The organism is Solimonas fluminis, from assembly GCF_002930645.1.
Taxonomy (GTDB): Bacteria; Pseudomonadota; Gammaproteobacteria; order Nevskiales; family Nevskiaceae; genus Solimonas_A; species Solimonas_A fluminis.
The window spans coordinates 258224-279765 of record NZ_PSNW01000004.1 but is presented as its reverse complement, the minus strand read 5'-3'; the positions used below and the strand labels follow the sequence as shown (position 1 = coordinate 279765).

At 68.3% G+C, this 21542-nt stretch carries 21 protein-coding genes; 16 read left to right on the top strand and 5 right to left on the bottom strand.

What is annotated here, in order from left to right; translation table 11 throughout:
* Positions 1-199: 199 nt before the first annotated feature.
* Complete coding sequence (locus C3942_RS09755; RefSeq protein ID WP_104230192.1) at positions 200-1480, bottom strand: NADH:flavin oxidoreductase/NADH oxidase family protein; 1281 nt, start codon at positions 1478-1480, stop codon at positions 200-202.
* A gap of 338 nt (positions 1481-1818) precedes the next feature.
* On the opposite strand from C3942_RS09755, the gene C3942_RS09750 reads away from it, so the two are divergent.
* Positions 1819-2256, top strand: coding sequence for a hypothetical protein (locus C3942_RS09750; RefSeq protein ID WP_104230191.1), 438 nt, complete (start codon positions 1819-1821; stop codon positions 2254-2256).
* Positions 2257-2261: 5 nt separating this feature from the next.
* Here the strand turns inward: C3942_RS09750 and C3942_RS09745 are convergent, their stop codons facing one another.
* From C3942_RS09745 to C3942_RS09735, 3 genes are read right to left on the bottom strand one after another with little or no spacing between them, the layout of a single operon-like run.
* Positions 2262-2855, bottom strand: coding sequence for a hypothetical protein (locus C3942_RS09745; protein WP_104230190.1), 594 nt, complete (start codon positions 2853-2855; stop codon positions 2262-2264).
* 22 nt (positions 2856-2877) lie between these two features.
* Positions 2878-3261, bottom strand: coding sequence for a hypothetical protein (locus C3942_RS09740; protein ID WP_104230189.1), 384 nt, complete (start codon positions 3259-3261; stop codon positions 2878-2880).
* Positions 3261-4163, bottom strand: coding sequence for a LysR family transcriptional regulator (locus tag C3942_RS09735; RefSeq protein WP_104230188.1), 903 nt, complete (start codon positions 4161-4163; stop codon positions 3261-3263). The genes C3942_RS09740 and C3942_RS09735 overlap by 1 nt, the downstream gene beginning before the upstream one ends.
* A gap of 86 nt (positions 4164-4249) precedes the next feature.
* Here C3942_RS09735 and C3942_RS09730 point away from each other — a divergent pair, with 86 nt between their 5' ends.
* The 14 genes from C3942_RS09730 (at position 4250) to C3942_RS09665 (ending at position 16826) form a co-directional block, all read left to right on the top strand.
* Positions 4250-4954 carry a histidine phosphatase family protein gene (locus C3942_RS09730; protein ID WP_104230187.1) on the top strand — a complete coding sequence of 235 codons (705 nt, stop codon included), beginning with the start codon at positions 4250-4252 and terminating at the stop codon, positions 4952-4954.
* Between the two features lie 13 nt (positions 4955-4967).
* Complete coding sequence (locus C3942_RS09725; RefSeq protein ID WP_104230186.1) at positions 4968-5738, top strand: SDR family oxidoreductase; 771 nt, start codon at positions 4968-4970, stop codon at positions 5736-5738.
* The gene (locus C3942_RS09720) at positions 5735-6565 is read left to right on the top strand and encodes an SDR family NAD(P)-dependent oxidoreductase (RefSeq protein WP_104230185.1); all 831 of its coding nucleotides are present in this window, start codon (positions 5735-5737) and stop codon (positions 6563-6565) included. The genes C3942_RS09725 and C3942_RS09720 overlap by 4 nt, the downstream gene beginning before the upstream one ends.
* Before the next feature lie 142 nt (positions 6566-6707).
* Entirely contained in the window at positions 6708-7691 is a 984-nt protein-coding gene (locus C3942_RS09715) for an NADPH:quinone oxidoreductase family protein (RefSeq protein WP_104230184.1), read from the top strand.
* Positions 7688-8767: a phosphotransferase gene (locus C3942_RS09710; RefSeq protein ID WP_104230183.1), complete on the top strand. Its 1080-nt coding sequence runs from the start codon at positions 7688-7690 to the stop codon at positions 8765-8767. The genes C3942_RS09715 and C3942_RS09710 overlap by 4 nt, the downstream gene beginning before the upstream one ends.
* Before the next feature lie 152 nt (positions 8768-8919).
* On the top strand, positions 8920-10170 hold the full coding sequence (locus C3942_RS09705; protein ID WP_104230182.1) for an acyl-CoA dehydrogenase: 1251 nt from the start codon (positions 8920-8922) through the stop codon (positions 10168-10170).
* Positions 10171-10192: 22 nt separating this feature from the next.
* Positions 10193-10954, top strand: a complete 762-nt coding sequence (locus C3942_RS09700; RefSeq protein WP_104230181.1) for an SDR family NAD(P)-dependent oxidoreductase — start codon at positions 10193-10195, stop codon at positions 10952-10954.
* Positions 10955-10976: 22 nt separating this feature from the next.
* On the top strand, positions 10977-12053 hold the full coding sequence (locus C3942_RS09695; RefSeq protein WP_104230180.1) for a DUF2855 family protein: 1077 nt from the start codon (positions 10977-10979) through the stop codon (positions 12051-12053).
* A gap of 1 nt (position 12054) precedes the next feature.
* The gene (locus tag C3942_RS09690) at positions 12055-12933 is read left to right on the top strand and encodes an alpha/beta fold hydrolase (RefSeq protein WP_104230179.1); all 879 of its coding nucleotides are present in this window, start codon (positions 12055-12057) and stop codon (positions 12931-12933) included.
* 11 nt (positions 12934-12944) lie between these two features.
* The gene (locus C3942_RS09685; RefSeq protein WP_207766039.1) at positions 12945-13958 is read left to right on the top strand and encodes an NADP-dependent oxidoreductase; all 1014 of its coding nucleotides are present in this window, start codon (positions 12945-12947) and stop codon (positions 13956-13958) included.
* A gap of 111 nt (positions 13959-14069) precedes the next feature.
* Positions 14070-14711, top strand: a complete 642-nt coding sequence (locus C3942_RS09680) for a hypothetical protein (protein ID WP_104230178.1) — start codon at positions 14070-14072, stop codon at positions 14709-14711.
* Between the two features lie 68 nt (positions 14712-14779).
* Positions 14780-16030, top strand: coding sequence for an Hsp70 family protein (locus C3942_RS09675; protein ID WP_104230177.1), 1251 nt, complete (start codon positions 14780-14782; stop codon positions 16028-16030).
* Positions 16031-16112: 82 nt separating this feature from the next.
* The gene (locus tag C3942_RS09670) at positions 16113-16418 is read left to right on the top strand and encodes a hypothetical protein (protein ID WP_104230176.1); all 306 of its coding nucleotides are present in this window, start codon (positions 16113-16115) and stop codon (positions 16416-16418) included.
* Positions 16419-16520: 102 nt separating this feature from the next.
* On the top strand, positions 16521-16826 hold the full coding sequence (locus C3942_RS09665; protein ID WP_104230175.1) for a hypothetical protein: 306 nt from the start codon (positions 16521-16523) through the stop codon (positions 16824-16826).
* Between the two features lie 101 nt (positions 16827-16927).
* Here the strand turns inward: C3942_RS09665 and C3942_RS09660 are convergent, their stop codons facing one another.
* Positions 16928-19042, bottom strand: coding sequence for a PQQ-dependent dehydrogenase, methanol/ethanol family (locus tag C3942_RS09660; protein ID WP_104230174.1), 2115 nt, complete (start codon positions 19040-19042; stop codon positions 16928-16930).
* Positions 19043-19249: 207 nt separating this feature from the next.
* On the opposite strand from C3942_RS09660, the gene C3942_RS09655 reads away from it, so the two are divergent.
* Positions 19250-21400 (top strand): PQQ-dependent dehydrogenase, methanol/ethanol family, encoded by a 2151-nt coding sequence (locus C3942_RS09655; RefSeq protein ID WP_104230173.1) that lies wholly within the window; start codon positions 19250-19252, stop codon positions 21398-21400.
* The last annotated feature ends 142 nt before the right edge of the window (positions 21401-21542 follow it).

The window sequence follows — 21542 nt, the reverse complement described above, 5'->3', positions numbered from 1 at the left end:
TTGCTGCACTGCCTGCCACGATTCCCCTCCTGGCGACACGGGCCCGCGGAGCAGACCTGTGCCGACCATAGCGGCGGCGGAAGCGGGGACTACAGCGTCAAAACCTACCGCGGCCTGTGCATAAGTGGCGGGCGGCAGCCCCCGCCCGACGGGCGGGGGCATTCGTGAGCCGGGTAGCGGAACGGGCGGCAGCGCCCGCTCAGGAAGCGCGCAGCCGGCGCGTGCGGAAGGTGTTCCAGCCGTTCTCGATCATGCCGATGGCGAAGGACTGCAGGCCCGATTCGCGCGGCCGCGGATTGCGGCCCTCCCCCATGCGGCGCAGCTGACGCGTGTACCAGGCCACCTCCATCAGCGCCATGCGGTCCACCATGCCGATGCCGGTGCTGATCGGCTTGATTTCCTCGCGCGGATCCTCGCCGCGCAGCAGGCGCGAGGGCAGGTCCGGTTCCACCGCCAGCAGGCGTCCCAGGCCGATGAAATCGATGGCGCCGCTGTCCAGCGCCTGCGCCATGCCGGCGAGCGAGCGGAAGCCGCCGGTGAGCATGAGCGGCAGCTTCACCGCCGCCCGCACCTTCTCGGCGAACTCCATGAAATAGGCTTCGCGCGCCACCGTGCTGGCCTTGCGCTCGATGCCGGTCATCGCCGGTGCCTCGTAGGTGCCGCCGGAAATCTCCACCAGGTCGATGCCGGCCTCGGCCAGCGCGCGGATCGCGTCCAGCGATTCGTCCTCGGTGAAGCCGCCGCGCTGGAAGTCCGCGGAGTTCAGCTTGATGCCGATGGGGAAGTCCTTGCCCACCTGGCGGCGCATTTCCGCCAGCACCTCCAGCACGAAGCGGCGACGGTTCTCCGGGCTGCCGCCCCAGCGGTCGCTGCGGCGGTTGTGGTGCGGCGACAGGAACTGGCTGACGAGGTAGCCGTGCGCGCCATGGATCTGCACGCCGGTGAAGCCCGCCTTCCTGGCGATGCGTGCGGTATTGCCGTAGCGCCGGATCAGATCGAGGATCTCGTCGTCGCCCAGCTCGCGCGGCGTGGCGAAGAACGCCGCCATGTCGGAGCGGAAGGGGATCGCGGAGGGCGAGACCGTCTCGCGGTTGAGGCCGCGCGGCGACTGCTTGCCCGGGTGGTTGATCTGCATCCACAGCTGGCCGCCGCGGCGCGTGCCGGCCGCGGCCCAGCGGCGCAGCGCCGGCAGGTCGGACTCGTCCTCCACCACGACGTTGCCCGGCTCGCCCAGCGCACGGCGGTCGATCATGACGTTGCCGGTGATGCACAGGCCGATGCCGCCGTCGGCCCAGCGCGCGTACAGCCGCTCCAGGCGCTCGGTCGGGCGGTTGTCGAGGGTCCCCAGGGCTTCGCTCATCGCCGACTTGGCCAGGCGGTTGGGCACCAGCACGCCGTTGGGCAGCCGGAAGGACTGGGCCAGGGTCTGGGCAGGGGACTTCGGGGCGTTCTTGGACGGGGTCTTGGAGCGGGAGGCCATGGGGGTTCAGGTTGGGGGAAGATGGGCCAGCAGGGTAGGCCCGGGGCGTCCCCGTGGCCAGCGCCCGCCGGAGCCCGCGCCTGTCTGCCCGGTCAATTCTAATAGTCGTATTTTGTGAAATAAATTAATAGAAAATCACATATCAAGGCCGGAGTCTTGGCCGGGACATGACCCCGGGGGCTCCTCCACCGCGTTTGGGGGGTGCGGGTCCGGGCCCGGAGGCGGCGTCCCGGCATCCTTGTTGCTTTGCAGCATGGTGGTGATGCGAAGCAGTCCCCGGGTCCCGCAACGACCCCGCCCAGCCGGACGCTCACCCTGGGCGGACCGTGGAGCCTCGAATGACGACGTCCTTCAGCCAGGTGTTCTCGCTTTCCGTGCAGGCCGGCGACAAGGCGGCAGACCGTGCGGTGGCGCCCCATTACGAGGCGCTGCGCGGCAAGCTGGCGCGGCACTGCCTGACGCACTACAGCCCGGTGATCAAGGAGTTCTCGCCGGTCTTGCACATCGACGGCGCGGTCTGGCGCTGGGACCTCTGGGGTCATTCCGATACCCGGGTGCAGAGGAACAGCGGCCATGCCACGGTCGACATCTTCATGCCCAGCGGCATCTGGCAGGCCGGCAGCGCGCAGGACATCCGCCTGTACATGGCGCGGCACCTGCGCGGCGGCGTCGAGAGCCTCGCGCGCAAGATTTCCTCCCTGGGCATCCACCTCGACCGCATGCGCCTGCTCGGCGATCTCGACCTGGCGCTGGAAGACTTCCTGAAGCCGGCCTGAGGGCCCTAGGGCGTGGCGGCCTGCTCCACGGCCTTGAGCACCGCCGGATCGTTCGAGTGCTTCTTGCGCAGCGCCGCCACGTCCGCTTCCAGGCTGTCGCAGCGCAGTTCGGTCATGGTGGCGCTGATGCGCTTGTCCTGCTCGGACTGGTCGCCGTTGGATTCCCCGGCGAAATGGGCGCACATCGCCACGCGGTCCACCACCCCGGCGGCGTCCGGCGGCAGCTTCGGCGCGGCAGCGGCGGGCGCCGGCAGGATCCGCGTATCCAGCCCCAGGGTGCCCGCGGTCTTCAGGCCCTGGCCCCTGACCCAGCCGCTGGTCATCTCGCCCTTTTCGTTGCTGTGCTGCACCGAGTACCAGCCCTTCCATTCGCTGTAGGCGGTCAGTGCGTTGTCGCGAACCACGAAGACCGGGGTGGCGCAGCCGCGGTCCGGTACGCTGTGGAAGTACAGCGGCCTGGCGGCGGTGACGATCATGCGCTGCACCGGCCGGATCGCGGCCTGCTCCCTCTCCACGCGCAGCGGGAGCTTGTCGCAGCGCGGAGCGGCCACGGCGGATGCAGGCAGCAGCAGGGCGGCCAGGAGCAGGAGCGGTTTCATGCTCCGACTATAGCGCCCGCCTTCAGGGTGCGCGCGGCGCTGCAGCCAGCACCGGCTGGCAGGTTTCCCAGAGGACGCTCCAGGCCTCGCGCTCCTGCGCCTCGGCGCGCTGGCGGTCCATCGGCTTCATGCCGCTGGCGCCCCGGCGATATGCACGGCTCAATTCAAATTGCAGGATCGCGGAGTGGATCTGCCGCGCGCGCCAGGGATGTACTTGCGGCGCCACTTCGCGGCAGCGCTGCACCAGCATATGGGCCGGCACATAGGTGGGCCGCGGCGGCGGTGGCGGCGGCGCGGGCTCCGGTTCCCAGGTGGTCGCGCAGGCACCGAGCGCGGCGGCGGGCAGCAGGATGGGCAGGCAGCGGAGCAGGGACATGCCCTTGCCGCTGCAGGAATCGTTCCGCATCAGCTTTCGAAGGACTGGATCAACTGCTCGCGCAGCCAGAGGTTGGCGGGTTCCTGGTCGACGTTGCCATGCCAGTAGAGATAGGCGTCGAGCATCGGCACGGACAGCGGAAAGGGCAGGATGCGGTTGTTGTACTGGCGGTTGGCGATGCGGGCATAGCTTTCGGGCATGGTCAGCACCAGGTCGGTCAGGCTCACCACGCGGCAGGCGGCGAAGTAATGCTGACAGCGCAGGCGCACGCGGCGTTCCACCCCCAGGCGGCTCAGTTCCACGTCCTCCAGCCCCGGGCCGCTGCGGCGCGAACTGACCAGGATATGGTCCTGCCGCAGATAGGTGTCCATGTCCATGCCGTCGCCGAAGGCCGGGTGATCGGCGCGGACGATCACCACCAGCGGGTCGGCCGCGATGCGGATGCGGCGGATGTTGTCCGACAGCGGCAGCAGCGTGTCTATCGCCGCATCCACCGTGCCGGCCGCCAGTTCCGCCTCCAGGTCGCGGCGGTCCACGCGCACGGTGTTGACCGAGATCAGCGCGGCGGTTTCGGTGACGCGGCGCATCAGCACCGGCAGCAGCGTCGCTTCCAGCACGTCGCGCACCGACAGCGTGAAGCGCCGCTCCGTGCTGGCCGGATCGAAGCGCGCCACCTCGTTGAGGGTGATTTCCAGGCCGCGCAGCGAGCGCCGCACCGGCTCGATCAGGCTGCGCGCCAGCGGCGTCGGCACCATGGCGCGGCCGTCGCGCTCGAACAGGGGGTCCCCGAACATCTCGCGCAGCCGCCCCAGGGCGTGGCTGATCGCCGGCTGGGTCAGGTTGAGCTTGCGGCTGGCGCGGGTGATGCCGCCTTCCGTGTAGATCGCGTCCAGCACTACGAACAGGTTCAGGTCGATCCGGTTCAAATTCATTTCATTTATGGACGCTGATTCAATCTATTCATTTGAATGATTGTAGGGGGGCTCCTAAGCTGCCGGCAATCCTGAAACGGTGATCCATGGGCCAGATCTTCCTTGTGCGGCATGGCCAGGCGTCCTTCGGCGCCGCCGACTACGACCAGCTTTCCGACCTGGGCTACGAGCAGTCGCGCCTGCTGGGCGCCTGGTTCCGCCAGAGCGGCCTGAGCTTCGACCGCGTGGTGGTGGGCGGCATGAAGCGCCACCGCCAGACCGCCGAGGCCTGCCTGGGCGCCATGGACGCGGCTCCGCCGGAGTCCGAGTGGATCGTCGATCCGGGCCTGGAGGAGTACGACCACGTGCAGATGCTCAACGTCAGCCGGCCGGACCTGCAGGAGAAGGCCGCGATGGGTGGCTACCTGAAGCAGTTCGAGAACCCGCGCCACGCCTTCCAGCGCCTGTTCGAGGACGCCATGGTGCGCTGGATGAGCGGGCAGCACGATGCCGAGTATCGCGAGAGCTGGGCCGGCTTCCGTGGCCGCTGCGTCGGCGCGGTGCGCCGCGTGCTGGCCGACACCGACAAGTCCCGGCGTGCCGTGGTCTTCACCTCCGGCGGCCCGATCTCCGCCGTCGCCCAGGAGTTGTTCGGCCTGACCGAGGCGCGCACCGCCGCGCTGAACTGGACCGTGGTCAACAGCGCCGTCACCAAGCTGCTGCACAGCCCCGGCCAGCTCACCATCAGCTACCTGAATGCCTACCCGCACCTGGAACAGACGCGGGAGCCCAAGAACATCACCTATCGTTGAGGAGACGCTCCCCATGAAGTCCACCGAACTGTTCAGCCTGCAGGGCAAGGTCGCCCTGGTCACCGGCGCCAGCCGCGGCATCGGCGAGAGCATCGCCAAGACCCTGGCCGGTGCCGGTGCCCACGTGATCGTGTCCAGCCGCAAGCTGCCGGATTGCGAGCGCGTGGCTGGCGAGATCCGCGCCGCCGGCGGCAGCGCCGAAGCCATCGCCTGCCATATCGGCGAGATGGCGCAGATCGACGCGATCTTCGCCGCGATCGAGCAGAAGCACGGCCGCCTCGACATCCTGGTCAACAACGCCGCCACCAACCCGCACTTCGGTCCGATCTGGGAGACCGATCTCGGTGCCTTCCAGAAGACCGTGGACGTCAACATCCGCGGCTACTTCTTCATGTCGGCCAAGGGCGTCAAGGCCATGGCGAAGAACGGCGGCGGCAGCATCGTCAACGTCGCCTCGGTCAACGGCGTGATCCCGGGGCCGCTGCAGGGCATCTACTCCATCACCAAGGCCGCGGTCATCTCCATGACCCAGGCCTTCGCCCGCGAATGTGCGCCGCAGAAGGTGCGCGTCAACGCGCTGCTGCCGGGCTTCACCGACACCAAGTTCGCCGCCACCCTGGTGCAGAACAAGCAGATCATGAACAAGGTGCTGGAGCACGTGCCGATGAATCGCGTGGCCCAGCCCGACGAGATGGCCGGCACGGTGCTCTACCTGGTCTCGCCGGCTGCCAGCTACACCACCGGCGTCGCGCTCAACGTCGACGGCGGCTACCTCGTCGCATGAAGACGCTCGCCGGCAAGGTCGCCGTCATCACCGGCGCGGGCAGCGGCTTCGGCCGCGAGCTGGCACTGCTCTGCGCGCAGGAAGGCATGCGCCTGTCCCTGGCCGATGTGGACGAGAAGGGCCTGCAGGCGACGCGGGAAATGCTGCCCGCCGGCACCGCTGCCTTGTTGCAGCGCTGCGACGTCTCGCAGGGCTGGCAGGTGCAGCAGCTCGCCGACCGTACCTACGCCGAGTATGGCAGCGCCCAGCTGCTGTTCAACAATGCCGGCGTGGCCGTGGCCGGACCCACCTGGACCACCACCGAGCAGGACTGGGAGTGGGTGCTGGGCGTGAACCTGATGGGCGTGGTGCACGGGGTCCGCAACTTCGTGCCGCGCATGCTCGCGCAGGGCGACGAATGCCACATCGTCAACACCGCCTCGGTCGCCGGCCTGCTGTCGGTCCCCGCCTCCAGCATCTACTGCGTCAGCAAGCATGGCGTGGTGACGATGTCCGAGTGCCTGCACCACGAGCTGCAGGCCGCGGGCGCGAAGATCGGCGTCTCCGTGCTGTGCCCGGCCTACGTCAACACCGGCATTGCCGACGCCGCGCGCAACCGTCCGGCCGAGCTGGCCGACAGCAATCCCGAGGCCGCGGCCTACGAGGAGCGGGTCCGCCAGGCCGTGAAGAAGGGCAAGATCAGCGCCGCCGACGTGGCGCGCGTGACGATCGATGCGGTGAAGGACAACCGCTTCTATATTCTGACCCACGCCAACATCAAGCCGGCCGTGGAGATGCGCCTGCGCGACATCATCGACGGCGGGCAGCCGCGCAACCCGATGCCGTGATTTTCCAACTGTCCCATCTACCGTTCGCCCTGAGCCTGTCGAAGGGTGAACGGGCGCACCGTACCCTCGGCTCTCGTCCGTTCATGCCTCGACAGGCTCAGCACGAACGGATCGCCATGGATCGTCAACAAGGAAGAAAAGCATGAAAGCCCTGCTCTGCAAACAATGGGGACTCCCTGAGACCCTGACGCTGGAGGACCGTCCCGACCCGGTACCGGGCGACAACGATGCCGTGGTGCGCGTGCAGGCCGCCGGGGTGAACTTCCCCGACACGCTGATCGTGCAGGGCAAGTACCAGTTCAAGCCGGAATTCCCGTTCTCGCCGGGCGGCGAGTGCGCCGGCGTGATCGAGTCCGTGGGGGCCAAGGTCAAGCACGTCAAGCCGGGCGACAAGGTCATCTGCTTCACCGGCTGGGGCGCCTTTGCCCAGCTGGTGGTGGCCGACGCCCGCGCCGTGCTGCCGATGCCGGAAGGCCTGGACTTCGTCACCGCGTCCTCCTTCGTGATGACCTATGCCACCTCCTACCACGCACTGAAGGACCGCGCGAAGCTCAAGGCCGGCGAAACCCTGCTGGTGCTGGGTGCCTCCGGCGGCGTCGGGCTGGCCGCCATCGAGATCGGCAAGGTGCTGGGCGCGCGGGTGATCGCCGCGGCCTCCAGCGCCGAGAAGCTGGCGGTATGCAAGGAGCACGGTGCCGACGAGCTGATCGACTACTCCAAGGAAGACCTCAAGGAACGTCTCAAGGCCCTCACCGGCGGAAAGGGCGTGGACGTCACCTACGACCCGGTCGGCGGCCCCTACACCGAGGTGGCGCTGCGCAGCACCGCCTGGCGCGGCCGCCTGCTGGTGATCGGCTTCGCCAATGGCGAAATCCCCAGGATTCCCGTCAACCTGGCCCTGCTCAAGGGCTGCGATATCGTCGGCGTGTTCTGGGGCGACTACGCCAAGCGCGAGCCGATGAACAACCTCGCCGACCTGCGCGTGCTGATCGGCTGGCTCAAGGAAGGCAAGCTCAAGCCGCACATCGCCGGGACCTACCCGCTGTCGCGCGGCGCCGAGGCCATCCGCCTGCTGATGGACCGCCGCGTGTCCGGCAAGATCGTCGTCACCCCGCAGGAGATTTGAGCGTGTCGGACCAGAAGGATTTCACCGGCACGATGCCGGTGCAGGAGAAGCATCAGTTCGACGCGGCGGCGCTGGAAGCCTACCTGTCGAAGAACGTCGAGGGCTTCGCCGGGCCGCTGACGGTGGAGCAGTTCAAGGGCGGACAGTCCAACCCCACCTACAAGCTGCTCACGCCGGGCCGGAAGTACGTGCTGCGGCGCAAGCCGCCGGGCAAGCTGCTGGCCTCGGCGCATGCCGTGGATCGCGAGTACAAGGTCATCAGCGCGCTGGCGAAGACCGATGTGCCGGTGGCGAAGACCTATGTGCTCTGCGAGGACGACGGCATCATCGGCACGCCGTTCTACGTGATGGACTGCGTCGAGGGCCGCATCATGTGGGATCCGTCGCTGCCGGACTACACGCCGGAGCAGCGCCGCGCCATCTTCGACGAGATGAACCGGGTGATGGCCGCCCTTCACAAGGTGGACTACGCGGCGGTGGGCCTGGCCGACTACGGCAAGCCCGGCAACTACTTCGCGCGCCAGATCGACCGCTGGAGCAAGCAGTACAAGGCTTCCGAGACCGAGAAGATCGAGGCCTTCGACCGGCTGATCGAATGGCTGCCGGCGAACGTCCCGGCGGGCGAGGAGAGCAGCATCGTCCACGGCGACTACCGCCTGGACAACATGATCTTCCATCCCACCGAGCCGCGCGTGCTGGCCGTGCTGGACTGGGAGCTGTCGACGCTGGGCCATCCGCTGGCGGATTTCTCCTACCACTGCATGACCTGGCATATCCCCAAGGGCGTGTTCCGCGGCCTGGCGGGCTACAAGCTGGCCGAGCTGGGCATTCCCTCCGAGGCCGAGCACATCGCCGCGTATTGCCGGCGCACCGGCCGCGACGCCATCCCGCAGAGCGACTGGGACTTCTACATCGCCTACAACCTGTTCCGCCTCGGCGCGATCCTGCAGGGCATCGCCGGCCGCGTGAAGGACGGAACCGCCGCCAGCAAGCAGGCCGCGGCGATGGGCGCGGCGGCGCGGCCCCTGGCCGAGATGGCCTGGCAGAAGGTGCAGCAGATCCAGAAGCGGAAGTAAGTTGTTGCCCCCCTCTCCCCTCGGGAGAGGGGTGGGGGTGAGGGACGAGCTACCAACGAGTGACGCGATTCATTGAAACCGCGTCCCTCATCCGGCCCTACGGGCCACCTTCTCCCGGAGGGAGAAGGGAACAGACATCAGGAGCCACGACGATGGATTTCGAATATTCACAGAAGGTGAAGGACCTGCAGGCCCGTCTCAATGCCTTCATGGACCAGCACGTCTATCCCAACGAGAAGAAGTTCCTCGAGCAGGTCGCCGAGGGTGACCGCTGGCAGCCCACGGCGATCATCGAGGAACTGAAGCTCAAGGCCAAGGAAGCCGGGCTGTGGAACCTGTTCCTGCCCGAGTCCTCGCGCGGCGCCGGCCTCACCAACCTGGAATACGCGCCGCTCTGCGAGATCATGGGCCGCGTGCTCTGGGCGCCGGAGGTGTTCAACTGCTCCGCGCCGGATACCGGCAACATGGAGGTGCTGGAGCGCTATGGCACCGAGGAGCAGAAGAAGCGGTGGCTGGAGCCGCTGCTCAGGGGCGAGATCCGCTCCGCCTTTGCCATGACCGAGCCCAACGTGGCCTCGTCGGACGCCACCAACATCTCCAGCTCCATCGTGCGAGACGGCGACGAGTACGTCATCAACGGCCGCAAATGGTGGACCTCCGGCGCCAACGATCCGCGCTGCAAGATCTTCATCTTCATGGGCAAGACCGACCCGGACAACCCGAGCCGGCACAGCCAGCAGTCGATGATCCTGGTGCCGCGCGATACCCCCGGCGTGAAGATCCTGCGCCACCTGCCGGTGTTCGGCTACGACGACGCGCCGCACGGCCATGCCGAGATCCTGTTCGACAACGTTCGCGTGCCGGCGTCCAACATGCTGCTGGGCGAGGGCCGCGGCTTCGAGATCGCCCAGGGCCGCCTCGGTCCCGGCCGCATCCACCATTGCATGCGCCTGATCGGCCTGGCCGAGCGCGCGCTGGAGAAGATGTGCCAGCGTGCCTTGGGCCGCGTTGCCTTCGGCAAGCCGGTGGCGGCGCAGACCGTGACGCTGGAGCGCATCGCCGAGGCGCGCATCCAGATCGACTCCGCGCGCCTGCTGACGCTGAAGGCCGCGTACATGATGGACACGGTCGGCAACAAGGTGGCGGCCAAGGAGATCGCCATGATCAAGGTGGCGGCGCCGAACATGGCCTGCCAGGTGATCGACTGGGCGATGCAGGTGCACGGTGCCGGCGGCGTCAGCGACGACTTCGGCCTGGCCTATGCCTACGCCATGGCGCGCACGCTGCGCTTCGCCGACGGTCCGGACGAGGTGCACCGCAACGCCATCGGCAAGATGGAGCTGGGGCGCTACGTGCCGAAGGATGCAATGGCCGCCTACACCTCCTCGCGGGCCAGGAAATAGCGCCGGGGCAAAGGGATCGAAAATGGACAAGCTCTTCGATCTCACCGGCCGGGTTGCCGTCGTCACCGGCGGCAGCCGCGGCCTGGGCCTGGAGATGGCGCGCGGCTTCGCCGCGCACGGTGCCCACGTCGTGATCGCCAGCCGCAAGCTGGAGATCTGCGAGCAGGCAGCGGCGGAGCTGGAGGCATACGGCGTGCGTGCGCTGCCGGTCGCCTTCCATGCCGGCCGCTGGGACGATGCCGCGCGGCTGATGGAGGCCGTGGACCGTGAATTCGGCCGCCTCGACATCCTGGTCAACAACGCCGGCGCTTCGCCGCTGTATCCCTCGCTGGCGGAAGTCAGCGAGGAGCTGTGGAACAAGGTCCTGGACCTGAACCTCAAGGGCCCCTTCCGCCTGTCGGTGCTGGCGGCGGAGCGGATGGCCAAGGCCGGCGGCGGCAGCATCATCAACGTCAGCAGCACCAGCGCCATGCAACCGGGCGAGCACGAGATTCCCTACGCCATGGCCAAGAGCGCCCTGCACACCATGGCGGCAGGCCTCTCGCACATGTACGGCGGCAAGGTGCGCGTCAACACGCTGGTGCCGGGTGCCTTCCTGACCGACATCAGCAAGGCCTGGCCCGATGAACTGCGGGAGATGATCTCGCGCAGCGTGCCGATGGGCCGTGCCGGCAACCCGAAGGAGATCGTCGGCGCGGCGCTGTATCTGGCTTCCGATGCCTCGTCCTATACCAGCGGTTCCGTCATCAAGGTCGATGGCGGCTTGACCTACTCACGCGGTTGATTCCTTTTCCCGGGAGCAGACCATGAGTGCATTCGATTTCGAGGTGGCCCGAAAGGACCTGCGCCAGGCCCGCATCGTCAACGCCGAGGTGCCGCAGCCGCAGGACGGCGAGGTCCTGCTGCGCATCGAGCGCTTTGCACTGACCGCCAACAATGTCACCTACGGCGTCTTCGGCGACGCCATGCAGTACTGGCAGTTCTTTCCCGCGGCCGAGGGCTGGGGACGCATCCCGGTCTGGGGCTTCGCCCGCGTGGAGCGCTCGCGCTGCCAGGGCATCGCCGAGGGCGAGCGAATCTACGGCTACCTGCCGATGTCCTCGCAGCTGCTGTTGCAGCCGGGCCGCATCGGCGAGGCCTCCTTCATGGATGCCACGCCGCATCGCCGCGCGCTGCCCGCCGCCTACCAGCTCTACCGCCGCGTCTCCCGGGACCCGGCGCATGACACGGGGCAGGAGGACGAGCAGGCCCTGCTGTCGCCGCTCTACATCACATCCTTCCTGATCGAGGACTTCCTGGCCGACAACCAGCTGTTCGGCGGCCGCTCGGTGATCATCGCCAGCGCCTCCAGCAAGACCGCATTGGGCGTGGCGCAGCGCCTGTCGCTGAACCGACCGCAGTCCTGCGAGGTGATCGGCCTGACCTCGGCGCGTAACCGCGCGTTCTGCGAGCAGCTGGGCCACTATGACCGCGTCATCGGCTATGACGCGCTGGAATCCCTGCCGGCGGACGTGGCCAGCGTCTACGTCGACATGTCCGGCGACGGCGGCCTGCTGTCGCGCGTGCATCACCATTTCAAGGACGCGCTGAAGCACAGCTGCATCGTCGGCGCCACGCATTGGGAAGAGCGCCAGACCCAGCATGCGCTGCCAGGCGCCAAGCCGCAGTTCTTCTTCGCGCCGGGCCAGATCAGGAAGCGCACGCAGGACTGGGGTCCTGGCGGCATCGACCGGCGCTTCGCCGTCGCCTGGGCCGGGTTCCTGCCGCTGCTGCGCCGCTGGCTGCGCGTGCAGCACACTGCCCCGGCGCAGTGGGAAGCCGCCTGGCGCGAGGTGCTGGAGGGACGCGCCGCGCCGCAGGCCGGTCACGTCCTGGAGGCCTGAGATGCTCGCCGCCGCCCTCGACAGCCTGATCAACCGCTCGCTCTCCGCGCCCGATGCCTCCGGCTGGCCGGCCGGCACGCGCCTGGTCGACACCCGCATCGGCCGCCTGCGCGTGCTCGACACCGGCGGCAAGGGTCCTGTGGTGCTGATGGTGCCGGACGGACCCAACGTCATCGAGCATCACGCCGCGGTGATCGAGCGGCTGCGACCCTATGCGCGCGTGGTCTGCTTCGACCTGCCGGGCTTCGGCCAGTCGAGGCCCGCGCTGGGCTACGGCCATCGCCTGCAGGAGGGCGCCGGCGCCGTGCTGGCGGTGATGGACGCGCTGGACATCCGCGAGGCGGCCCTGCATTTCTCCTGCGCCAACGGCCTCTACGCGATTGCCGCCGCCAAGGCCGCGCCGCACCGCATCCGCCGCCTGCTGCTGTGCCAGACGCCCTCGATGCCGGCCATGCGCGCCTGGACGCAGAAGAACGTGCCCAAGCCCCTGCAGGTGCCGGTGGTGGGGCAGTTGCTGATGCGCGCCTCGCGCCGCCGCTTCGCCAGCGTCTGGTACGGCATCGCCCTGCCGGACCGCTCGCGCTTCGATGAGTTCCTGGCGCCCGCGCATCACTCGCTGACGCATGGCGGCTGCTTCTGCCTGGCCGGCGTCGTGCAGGGCCTGTCGCAGGCCCGTGACGGCGAGCTGGAGGGCGTGAAGACGCCGGCGCTGCTCATCTGGGGCGAGCGCGACCGCAGCCACCGCCGCACCTCGCCCGATTCGCTGCGGGAACTGCTGCCGCAGGCCCGCGTCGAGCGCTTCGCCGACTGCGGCCATTTCCCCGATCTCGAACAACCGCAACGCTACGCCGAACTGGCGCTGGCCACCCTCAACGCCTGAAGGAGAATCCCATGACCGTCATCAACCACCAGATCCGCCTCGCCGCCCGCCCCGTCGGGCTGCCGCAGGAGAACGTCTGGCAGCGCACCGAGGAGGCCGTGCCGGAGCCCGCGGAGGGCCAGTTCCTGGTCAAGGTCCTGTACCTGTCGCTGGACCCGGCCATGCGCGGCTGGATGAACGACGGCAAGTCGTATGTCCCGCCCGTGGGCATCGGCGAAGTCATGCGTGCCGGCGCCGTCGGCCGCGTGGTCGCCTCGAAGCATCCGAAGTTCGCCGTCGGCGAGCACGTGGTCAGCACCTTCGGCGTGCAGGAGTACGCGCTGTCCGACGGCCGGGCCGTGACCAAGGTGGACCCGAAGCTGGCGCCGCTGCCGGTGTGGCTGGGCACCCTCGGCATGCCCGGCATGACGGCGTACTTCGGCCTGCTGGAAGTGGGCGAGGCCAAGACCGGCGACACGGTAGTGGTGTCCGGCGCGGCCGGTGCCGTGGGCGGCGTGGTCGGGCAGATCGCGAAGATCAAGGGTTGCCGAGTGGTCGGCATCGCCGGCGGTGCCGACAAGTGCCGCTACGTGGTCGAGGATCTGGGCTTCGACGCCTGCATCGACTACAAGGGCGAGGACGTGAAGAAGAGCCTGAAGCAGCACTGTCCCAAGGGCATCGACGTCTACTTCGACAACGTCGGCGGCGACATCCTCGACGCCGCGCTGACGCAGATCACGCGCGGTGCGCGCATCGTCATCTGCGGCGCCATCTCGCAGTACAACAACACCACGCCGGTGAAGGGGCCGAGCAACTACATGTCGCTGCTGGTCAACCGCGCCAGCATGAAGGGCATGGTGGTATTCGACTACGCCGACCGCTACGCCATCGCCGGGCGCGAGATGGCCGGCTGGCTGGCCGCCGGCAAGCTGAAGACGCGCGAGGACATCGTGGAGGGCGGCGTGCAGGTGTTTCCGGACACGCTGCTCAGGCTGTTCCGCGGCGACAACACCGGCAAGCTCGTCTTGAAAATCGCGGAAGCTTGATCTTCCTCCATCGTCCTGCCGCTGGAAGCCGGTATCCAGTCCCGCAAGTCTTGGCGACTCCTCGCGGCTGGATGCCGGCTTTAGCCGGCATGACGGGTTAAAGTAGAGGGCATGAGCGATCTCAAGCCCATTTCCTACGCCGAGTTCGGCCACAACTTCATCCGGCAGGTGGTCAATGCCGGCCGCCTGAGCCAGGAGATCGAAGGCCTGCTGCAGGAAACCATCGACGGCTCGCTCAAGCGCATGCCGGCGGACCTGATCGTGGGTTCCTACTCCTTCCGCGTGCGCGACGTGCAGGTCGAGCCGCGGCTGGAGCTGCTGCCCAAGGTCGGGTTCCGCCTGGAGCTGTTCGGCGACATGCTGCTGGAGCTGCGCATCCTCAACATCCGCGCCGATGTGGACATCGACGTGCTGATCAACGTCGACCTCGACGTGGAAACCTACGAGCCGCTAATCCTCAAGCTGGTGCCGCGCCAGATCGGCGCGGACCAGGTGCGCCTGCGCATGGACGGCCGCAATCTCCCGGGCGGCCTGCTGCATCGCGCCCAGGTGCTGGAGCCGCTGGTGCGCGAGCAGATCGTGCGCCAGGTCAACAAGCGCATCGGCAGCCCTTCGCTGGCCAAGGCCGCGACCATCGACGTGCTGAAGATGGCGCAGTCCTCCAGGGTGAGCGGCGCCCGGGCACCGACGGAGCCGGTGGCCGAGGTCACCGGGCGTCCGCTGGATGGCGGACCTCCGCAGGACACCAACTGAGCCCTGCCGGGGCTAACCGCCACGGATCGACTGCGGGTAGAATCGCGCCCCCTTTCCGGCCTGCCCTCATGAAGCCCTTCGCCGGCATCGATTTCGGTACCTCCAACTCCGCCGTATGCCTCGGCGGCCGGGGGGCGCTCGACCTGGTGCCGCTGGAGCAGGATCGCGTGACGCTGCCCAGCGCGGTGTTCTACAACGCCGACGAGCAGACCACGGTGTTCGGCCGCCAGGCCATCGCCGAGTACCAGGCCGGCTACAGCGGGCGCCTGCTGCGATCGCTCAAGAGCCTGCTGGGCAGCGAACTGCTGGGCGAGACCACCCTGGTCAACGGCAAGGCGCTGGCCTATCGCGAGATCATCGGCGGCTTCATCTCCCACCTGAAGCAGCGCGCCGAGGCGCAGGCGGGCGAGCCGCTGGAGCGCGTGGTGCTGGGGCGTCCGGTGCACTTCGTCGACGACGACCCGGTGCGCGATGCCGCGGCCGAGGCCTCGCTGCGCGGCATCGCCGTCGAGGCGGGCTTCCGGGAGGTCTCGTTCCAGTACGAGCCCATCGCCGCCGCCTTCGATTACGAAACCGGCCTGTCGCGCGAGACGCTGGCGCTGGTCGTGGACATCGGCGGCGGCACTTCGGACTTCTCCGTGGTGCGGCTTGGCCCCGGCCGCAGCGGCCGCCTGGACCGCAGCGCCGACGTGCTGGCCAGCGGCGGCGTGCACCTGGCCGGCACCGACTTCGACCAGCAGCTGAGCCTGGTGTCGGTGATGCCCTGCCTGGGGCTGAACAGCAGCGGGGCCAGCGGCAAGCCGGTGCCGTCGCACATCTATTTCGAGCTGGCCACCTGGCACCGCATCAACTTCCTCTACACGCCCAAGGCCCTGTCGGAAGCCCAGACGCTGCGGCCGTTCTACCGGGCGCCGACTTTCCATGACCGCCTGATGAAGGTGCTGCGCGACCGCGAGGGGCACCGCCTGGCGGGCCTGGTGGAGGAGGCCAAGGTGGCCATCGCCGACGGCGGCCGCAGCCGCATCGACCTCGCCTTCGTCGAGAAGGGCCTGATGACCACGGTCAACCAGCAGACCCTGGCGTTCGCCATCGACGAGGCGCTGGCGCGCATCGTCGGCACCGCGCTGGAGACAGTGCGCCAGGCCGGGTTGGTGGCGGACAAAGTTGACACGGTCTACATTACCGGCGGATCGACCGGAATCCGCCTGCTGCGCGATGCCGTGGCCGCCGCCTTTCCCGCCAGCGAACAAGTGGCGGGCGACCCCTTCGCCAGCGTCGCACGCGGCCTCGGGGTGCACGCGCGCCGCGTGTATGGATAAAACATACCGCCTGTCCCAACAGGGTCTGGATTTCGCGTAAATCTGTACGCCGTGCGGGAATCGGCACGCAGGCCGGTGGGCTATGGCGGGGATACGCGAAGGTCTGGGCTTCAGCTACGGCGAGCGCGAGGAGTTCCAGCGCGCCTTCGAGCACGCCACCGCACGCCTGCCAGCCATGTTCCGCTCCTTCTGGCACCGCTGGGAGGAAAGCTCCGGCTTGCCGCCCGAGTTCATCATCTACGCCGAGGACGGCACCCGGACCCTGCGCCTGACCCGCCTCAACTCCGGCGGCTATCGCGCCGCCGGGATCACGGGGAAGGGGGCGGTGATCTACGCCGTGGCCGCCCGCAGCATCACCGACGCCTTCAGGTCCGCCGGCCTGCTCTGACGATTCACCGGAAAACTGTGAACGGAGGCGCAGCCGTGCATCCGCCGCGGCGGGGCAGACGTATGATCGAAGCATGCCGGTGGGGACCGGCCGGGGACTTCGATGGGGATCGGGGACAGGACACTCAGCTTCAGCTATGCCGAGCGGGTGGAGTTCCAGCGCGTGTTCGACCTGGTGGCTGAGCGCTTGCCGGCCATGTTCCAGGGTTTCTGGCAGCGCTGGGAACTGGACGAAGGCCCCCCGCAGGCCCTCGTGGTATACGCCGACAACGGCTCGGAGGTCCTGCGCATCACCCGCCATTTCACCGGCACCTACCAGGTGGCCGGCGTCACCGGGCACGGCCGCATCAGCTACGCCGAGGTCGCGCCCAGCCTGATGGCTGCGGTGCAGGCGGCGGGACTGATCTAGCGAGGCACACGAGCACAGATGCCCGTCATGCCGGCTTTCGCCGGCATGACGGGCATCTGCATCTTCGTTCGGGCCGAAGCCCGCGACTTTTCGAGCCGGGCCTACCTCGCCGCGTCCTTCTGCGGCTGCGCCAGTTCCTGCTCCAGGTCATGGGCACGCTTGATGATGTATTGCTGCAGCACCGCCTGGTAGTCCGGAGGCAGCAGGTCGGCAAAGGCCGGCATGCCCTTCTGCAGGTAGGCACCGGCGAGGATGCCGGCGAAGATCTGGTGCTTTTCCGGCGTCAGGTAGCGCAGGTCCGGCAGCACGCCGCCGCTGATGGCGTTGAAGCCGTGGCAGACCGAGCAATAGCCGTTGAACAGTGCGCGGCCCAGGGCCAGCTGCTCCGGCGTGGCGGTGACCGGCGGCAGCTTCGGCAGGCTGGCCATCACCCGCTTCGGTGCCGGCATCTTCGCCTTGCCGCCCAGCTTGTAGGTCAGCACCCGGGCTTCCGGCCGCACCTTGGCGACGTTGGCCATGGCGCCGCCCAGCGCGAAGGCGCCGCCCCAGCCGGCCATGAAGGTCACGTACTGCTCGCCGTCCACCGTGTAGGTCACCGGGCCGGCCATCACGCCGGTGTTGGCGGGAGCCTCCCAGAGCTTCTTGCCGGTATCCGCGGCATAGGCCACGGCACGCCCGTCGGCGCTGCCCTGGAATACCAGGCCGCCGGCGGTGCTGAGCGTGCCGCCGTTCCAGATCGTCACGTGCGGCTGGTCCCAGGCGGCCTTCTGCGCCACCGGGTCCCAGGCCAGCAGATGCCCCTTGTGGGCATCGGCCACCTGTTGCAGGCCCTTGGGGTCCTCCGGCATGTCGAAGGGTTGCAGGCCCACATTGAAGATGCCCTTGCGCACATACTTGGCGTTGTTGTCCGGCGCCAGCAGGATCAGCGTCTCCTGCATCGGGATATAGACCAGGCCGGTCTTCGGGTTGAAGGACATCGGCTGCCAGTTATGCGCACCGAAGGGCGAGGGAAAGATCAGCCGCGCTTCCTTGGTCCAGTCCGCCTCCGGGTTCTCCACTGGCCGGCCGGTCTTCATGTCGACATGGCTGGCCCAGTTGGAGGGCGCGAACTTCTCCGCCGAGATCAGCTCGCCGGTCTTGCGGTCGATCACGTAGAAGAAGGCGTTTTTCGGCGCCTGCATCAACACCTTGCGCAGCTCGCCCTTGATGCGCAGGTCGGCCAGGATGATGTGCTGCGTGGCGGTATAGTCCCAGGTATCGCCCGGCGTGGTCTGGTAATGCCAGACGTACTCGCCGCTGTCGGGCTTCAGCGCGATGATCGAGGACAGGAATAGATTGTCGCCGCCGCCGGGGCTGCGTACCTTGCGGTTCCACATCGAGCCGTTGCCGGTGCCGACGTAGAGCAGGTCCAGTTCCGGATCGTAGGCCATCGAGTCCCAGACCGTGCCGCCGCCGCCCTGCTGCACGTAGGCGTCGCCCGACCAGGTCTTGCGCGCCATCTCCATGGCCTTGTTCTCGGGCGGCTGCTTCGGGTCGCCCGGCACGGTGAAGAAGCGCCACAGCAGCTTGCCGCTGGCCGCGTCGTAGGCGGAGACATAGCCGCGCACGCCCATCTCGGCGCCGCCGTTGCCGATGATGACCTTGTCCTTCACCACGCGCGGTGCGCCGGTGATGGTGTAGCTGCGGTTGCGGTCGATCACGGTGTCGGTGGTCCAGGCCGGCTTGCCGGTCCTGGCATCCAGCGCGATCAGGCGCCCGTCGAAGCTGCCGACGTAGACCTTGCCCTTCCAGGCCGCCACGCCGCGGTTGACCACGTCGCAGCAGCCGTTGCCGGACCAGTCCCGCGGCACCTGTGGGTCGTACTTCCACAGCAGCTTGCCGCTGCGGGCATCCAGCGCGTAGACGATGGAGTAGGCGCCGGTGGTGTACATGATGCCGTCCACCACGATCGGCGTGGCTTCCACGCCGCGGTCGACGTCGAGCTTGTAGGTCCAGGCCAGGCCGAGCTGGCCGACATTGGCCTGATCGATCTTCGCCAGCGGGCTATAGCGCTGCTCATCGTAGCTGCGGCCGTGCGACATCCAGTTGCCCGGCTCGCGGTCCGCCGCCTGGATGCGCGCGCCGTCCACGGGCGCCGCCTGCGAGCCTGCGGCCCAGGAAGACAGGATGGTGAAGGCCGCGGCCGCCACAGCCGTGATCGGGCTGGTAATTCTCATTTTCGTTCTCCCCCGTTGCCGAGAACCCTATCGTGGACCAGCAGGGGGTGGATTGCCACCCTATCGATAGTGGGGTTTTTTGCTGCGCTGCGGAGCCGGTACTGAGCGGCGATACGGTGGCAGCGGCTACTGCGAAAGCAGGAGGGCGGGGGGCGGGAGCGGGCGCGATACTCCCTCCTGCATCCATGCGCTTTCCGGGGGAGAACAATGAAACGTACCGGCCTGGCGGTCCTTGTCCGCCGAGTCCTGATCGCGGCCGCCGCCGCGCTGCTGCCCGTCCTGGGCGCGCAGGCGACCACCATCGACAACGCCGCCCTCGGCAACGAGGCCGATGGCGCCAACTGGGCTGCCTGGGGCCGCACCTTCAGCGAGCAGCGCTTCAGCCCGCTGGACCAGATCAACACGCAGAACGTCTCCCGGCTCGGCCTGGCCTGGTCGCTGGAACTGGACGACGTCTGGAACGTCTCCAGCCAGCCGGTGGCGGTGGACGGCGTCATCTACACCGCCGTGGGCTACAGCGTGGTCCATGCCGTGGACGCCCGCACCGGCCAGCTGCTGTGGAAGTACGACCCCAAGGTGGAGTCGCGCAAGATGCGCTATGCCTGGGGCAGCCGCGGCCTGGCCTTCTGGAACGGCAAGGTCTACACCGGCGTGCAGGACGGCCGCCTGTTCGCGCTCGACGCCAAGACCGGCAAGCTGGTCTGGGAGGTCATGACCACCACGCCGGGCGACAACCGCTACATCACGGGCGCGCCCCGCATCTTCAACGGCAAGGTGATCATCGGCCACGGCGGCGCGGACTTCGGCCACGTGCGCGGCTACGTCACCACCTACGACGCGGAAACCGGCAAGGAGCTGTGGCGCTGGTGGGTCGTCCCCGGCAACCCCGCCGACGGCTTCGAGAACAAGGCCATGGAAGAAGCCGCCAAGACCTGGAGCGGCGAATGGTGGAAGTACGGCGCGGGCGGCACGGTCTGGAACGCCATGACCTATGACCCGGAGTACAACCGCATCTACCTGGGCACCGGCAACGGCTCGCCCTGGAACGCGCAGCTGCGCAACCCCGGCGGCGGCGACAGCCTCTACCTCTGCTCGGTGGTGGCGCTGGACGCCGACACCGGCGAGTACGTCTGGCATTACCAGACCACCCCCAACGAAACCTGGGACTTCAACTCCACGATGGACATGGTCAGCGCGACCATCGAGATCGAGGGCAAGCCGCGCAAGGTGCTGATGCACGCGCCCAAGAATGGCTTCTTCTACGTACTGGATCGCGAGACCGGCAAGCTGATCTCCGCCGAGAAGATCGGCAAGGTCACCTGGGCCGAGAAGGTCGACATGGCCACCGGCCGCCCGGTGGAAGTGCGCGGCGCGCGCTACGAGAACGGCCCGGCGCTGACCTGGCCGGGTTCCGGCGGCACGCACAACTGGCACCCGATGGCCTTCAGCCCGGACACCGGCCTGGTCTACATTCCCGCGCGCGAGATGGCCGGCTTCTACGACGGCGAGGGCCGCAAGCCCGGCAAGTGGCAGATGACCCCGGGCGACGTCATGGGCCTCAAGGGCTTCTTCGACGACATCCCCACCAGCGCCGGCAGCACCTCGCTGCTGGCCTGGAACCCGGTCACGCAGAAAGAGGTCTGGCGCAACCCCACGCCGGGCGCCACCGCCGGCGGCGTCATCGCCACGCACGGTGGCCTGGTGTTCCAGGGCCTGGCCGACGGCCGCTTCGTCGCCACCGATGCCGTCACCGGCAAGGAGTTGTGGAGCTACCCGATGGGCGTGGGCACGCAGGCCCCGCCGCTGACCTACACCGTGGACGGCAAGCAGTACGTGACCATCCTCGCCGGCTGGGGCGGCGCGCCCTCGCTGCTGGGCTCGCTCAGCGCGCAGCACGGCTGGGTCGGCCGGCAGTACCCGCGCCGCATGCTGACCTTCGTCCTCGACGGCCAGGCCGCGCTGCCGCCCTCGCCGCCGCCGCTGGCCAAGGTGGAGCCGCTGGAGGCGCCGGACTTCAAGATCGATCCCGTGCTGGTGGAGAAGGGCAAGCACGTCTACACCGGCTGCGTGATCTGCCACGGCAGCGCCGCCGTGGCCGGCGGCTACGCCCCGGACCTGCGCGCCTCGCCGGTGCCGCTGTCGCACGACGCCTTCAAGGCCATCGTGCAGGGCGGCGCGCTGGAATCGCGCGGCATGCCCAGGTTCGAGGAGTTCACCGACGAGGACATCACCGCCCTGCAGCACTACCTGCGCGAACGCGCCCGCTACAAGCCCACGTTCTGGGAGCAGGTCAAGCAGGTCTTCGGCTTCCTCTGGCTGATGCTCAAGATGAAGTTGCTGGCGATGGGATGGCTGTAGGCCCCTCTTCCCGGGGGACACGAAGGGCGGCGATGCGAATCGCCGCCCTTTTCCATTTGGGCCGGACGGTAGCTGGCGCATGCAGCCTGCGTGATCGACGCCCGCACCTGGGCCTCGCGGGAGCCCGGGCGTTTCCTGCATC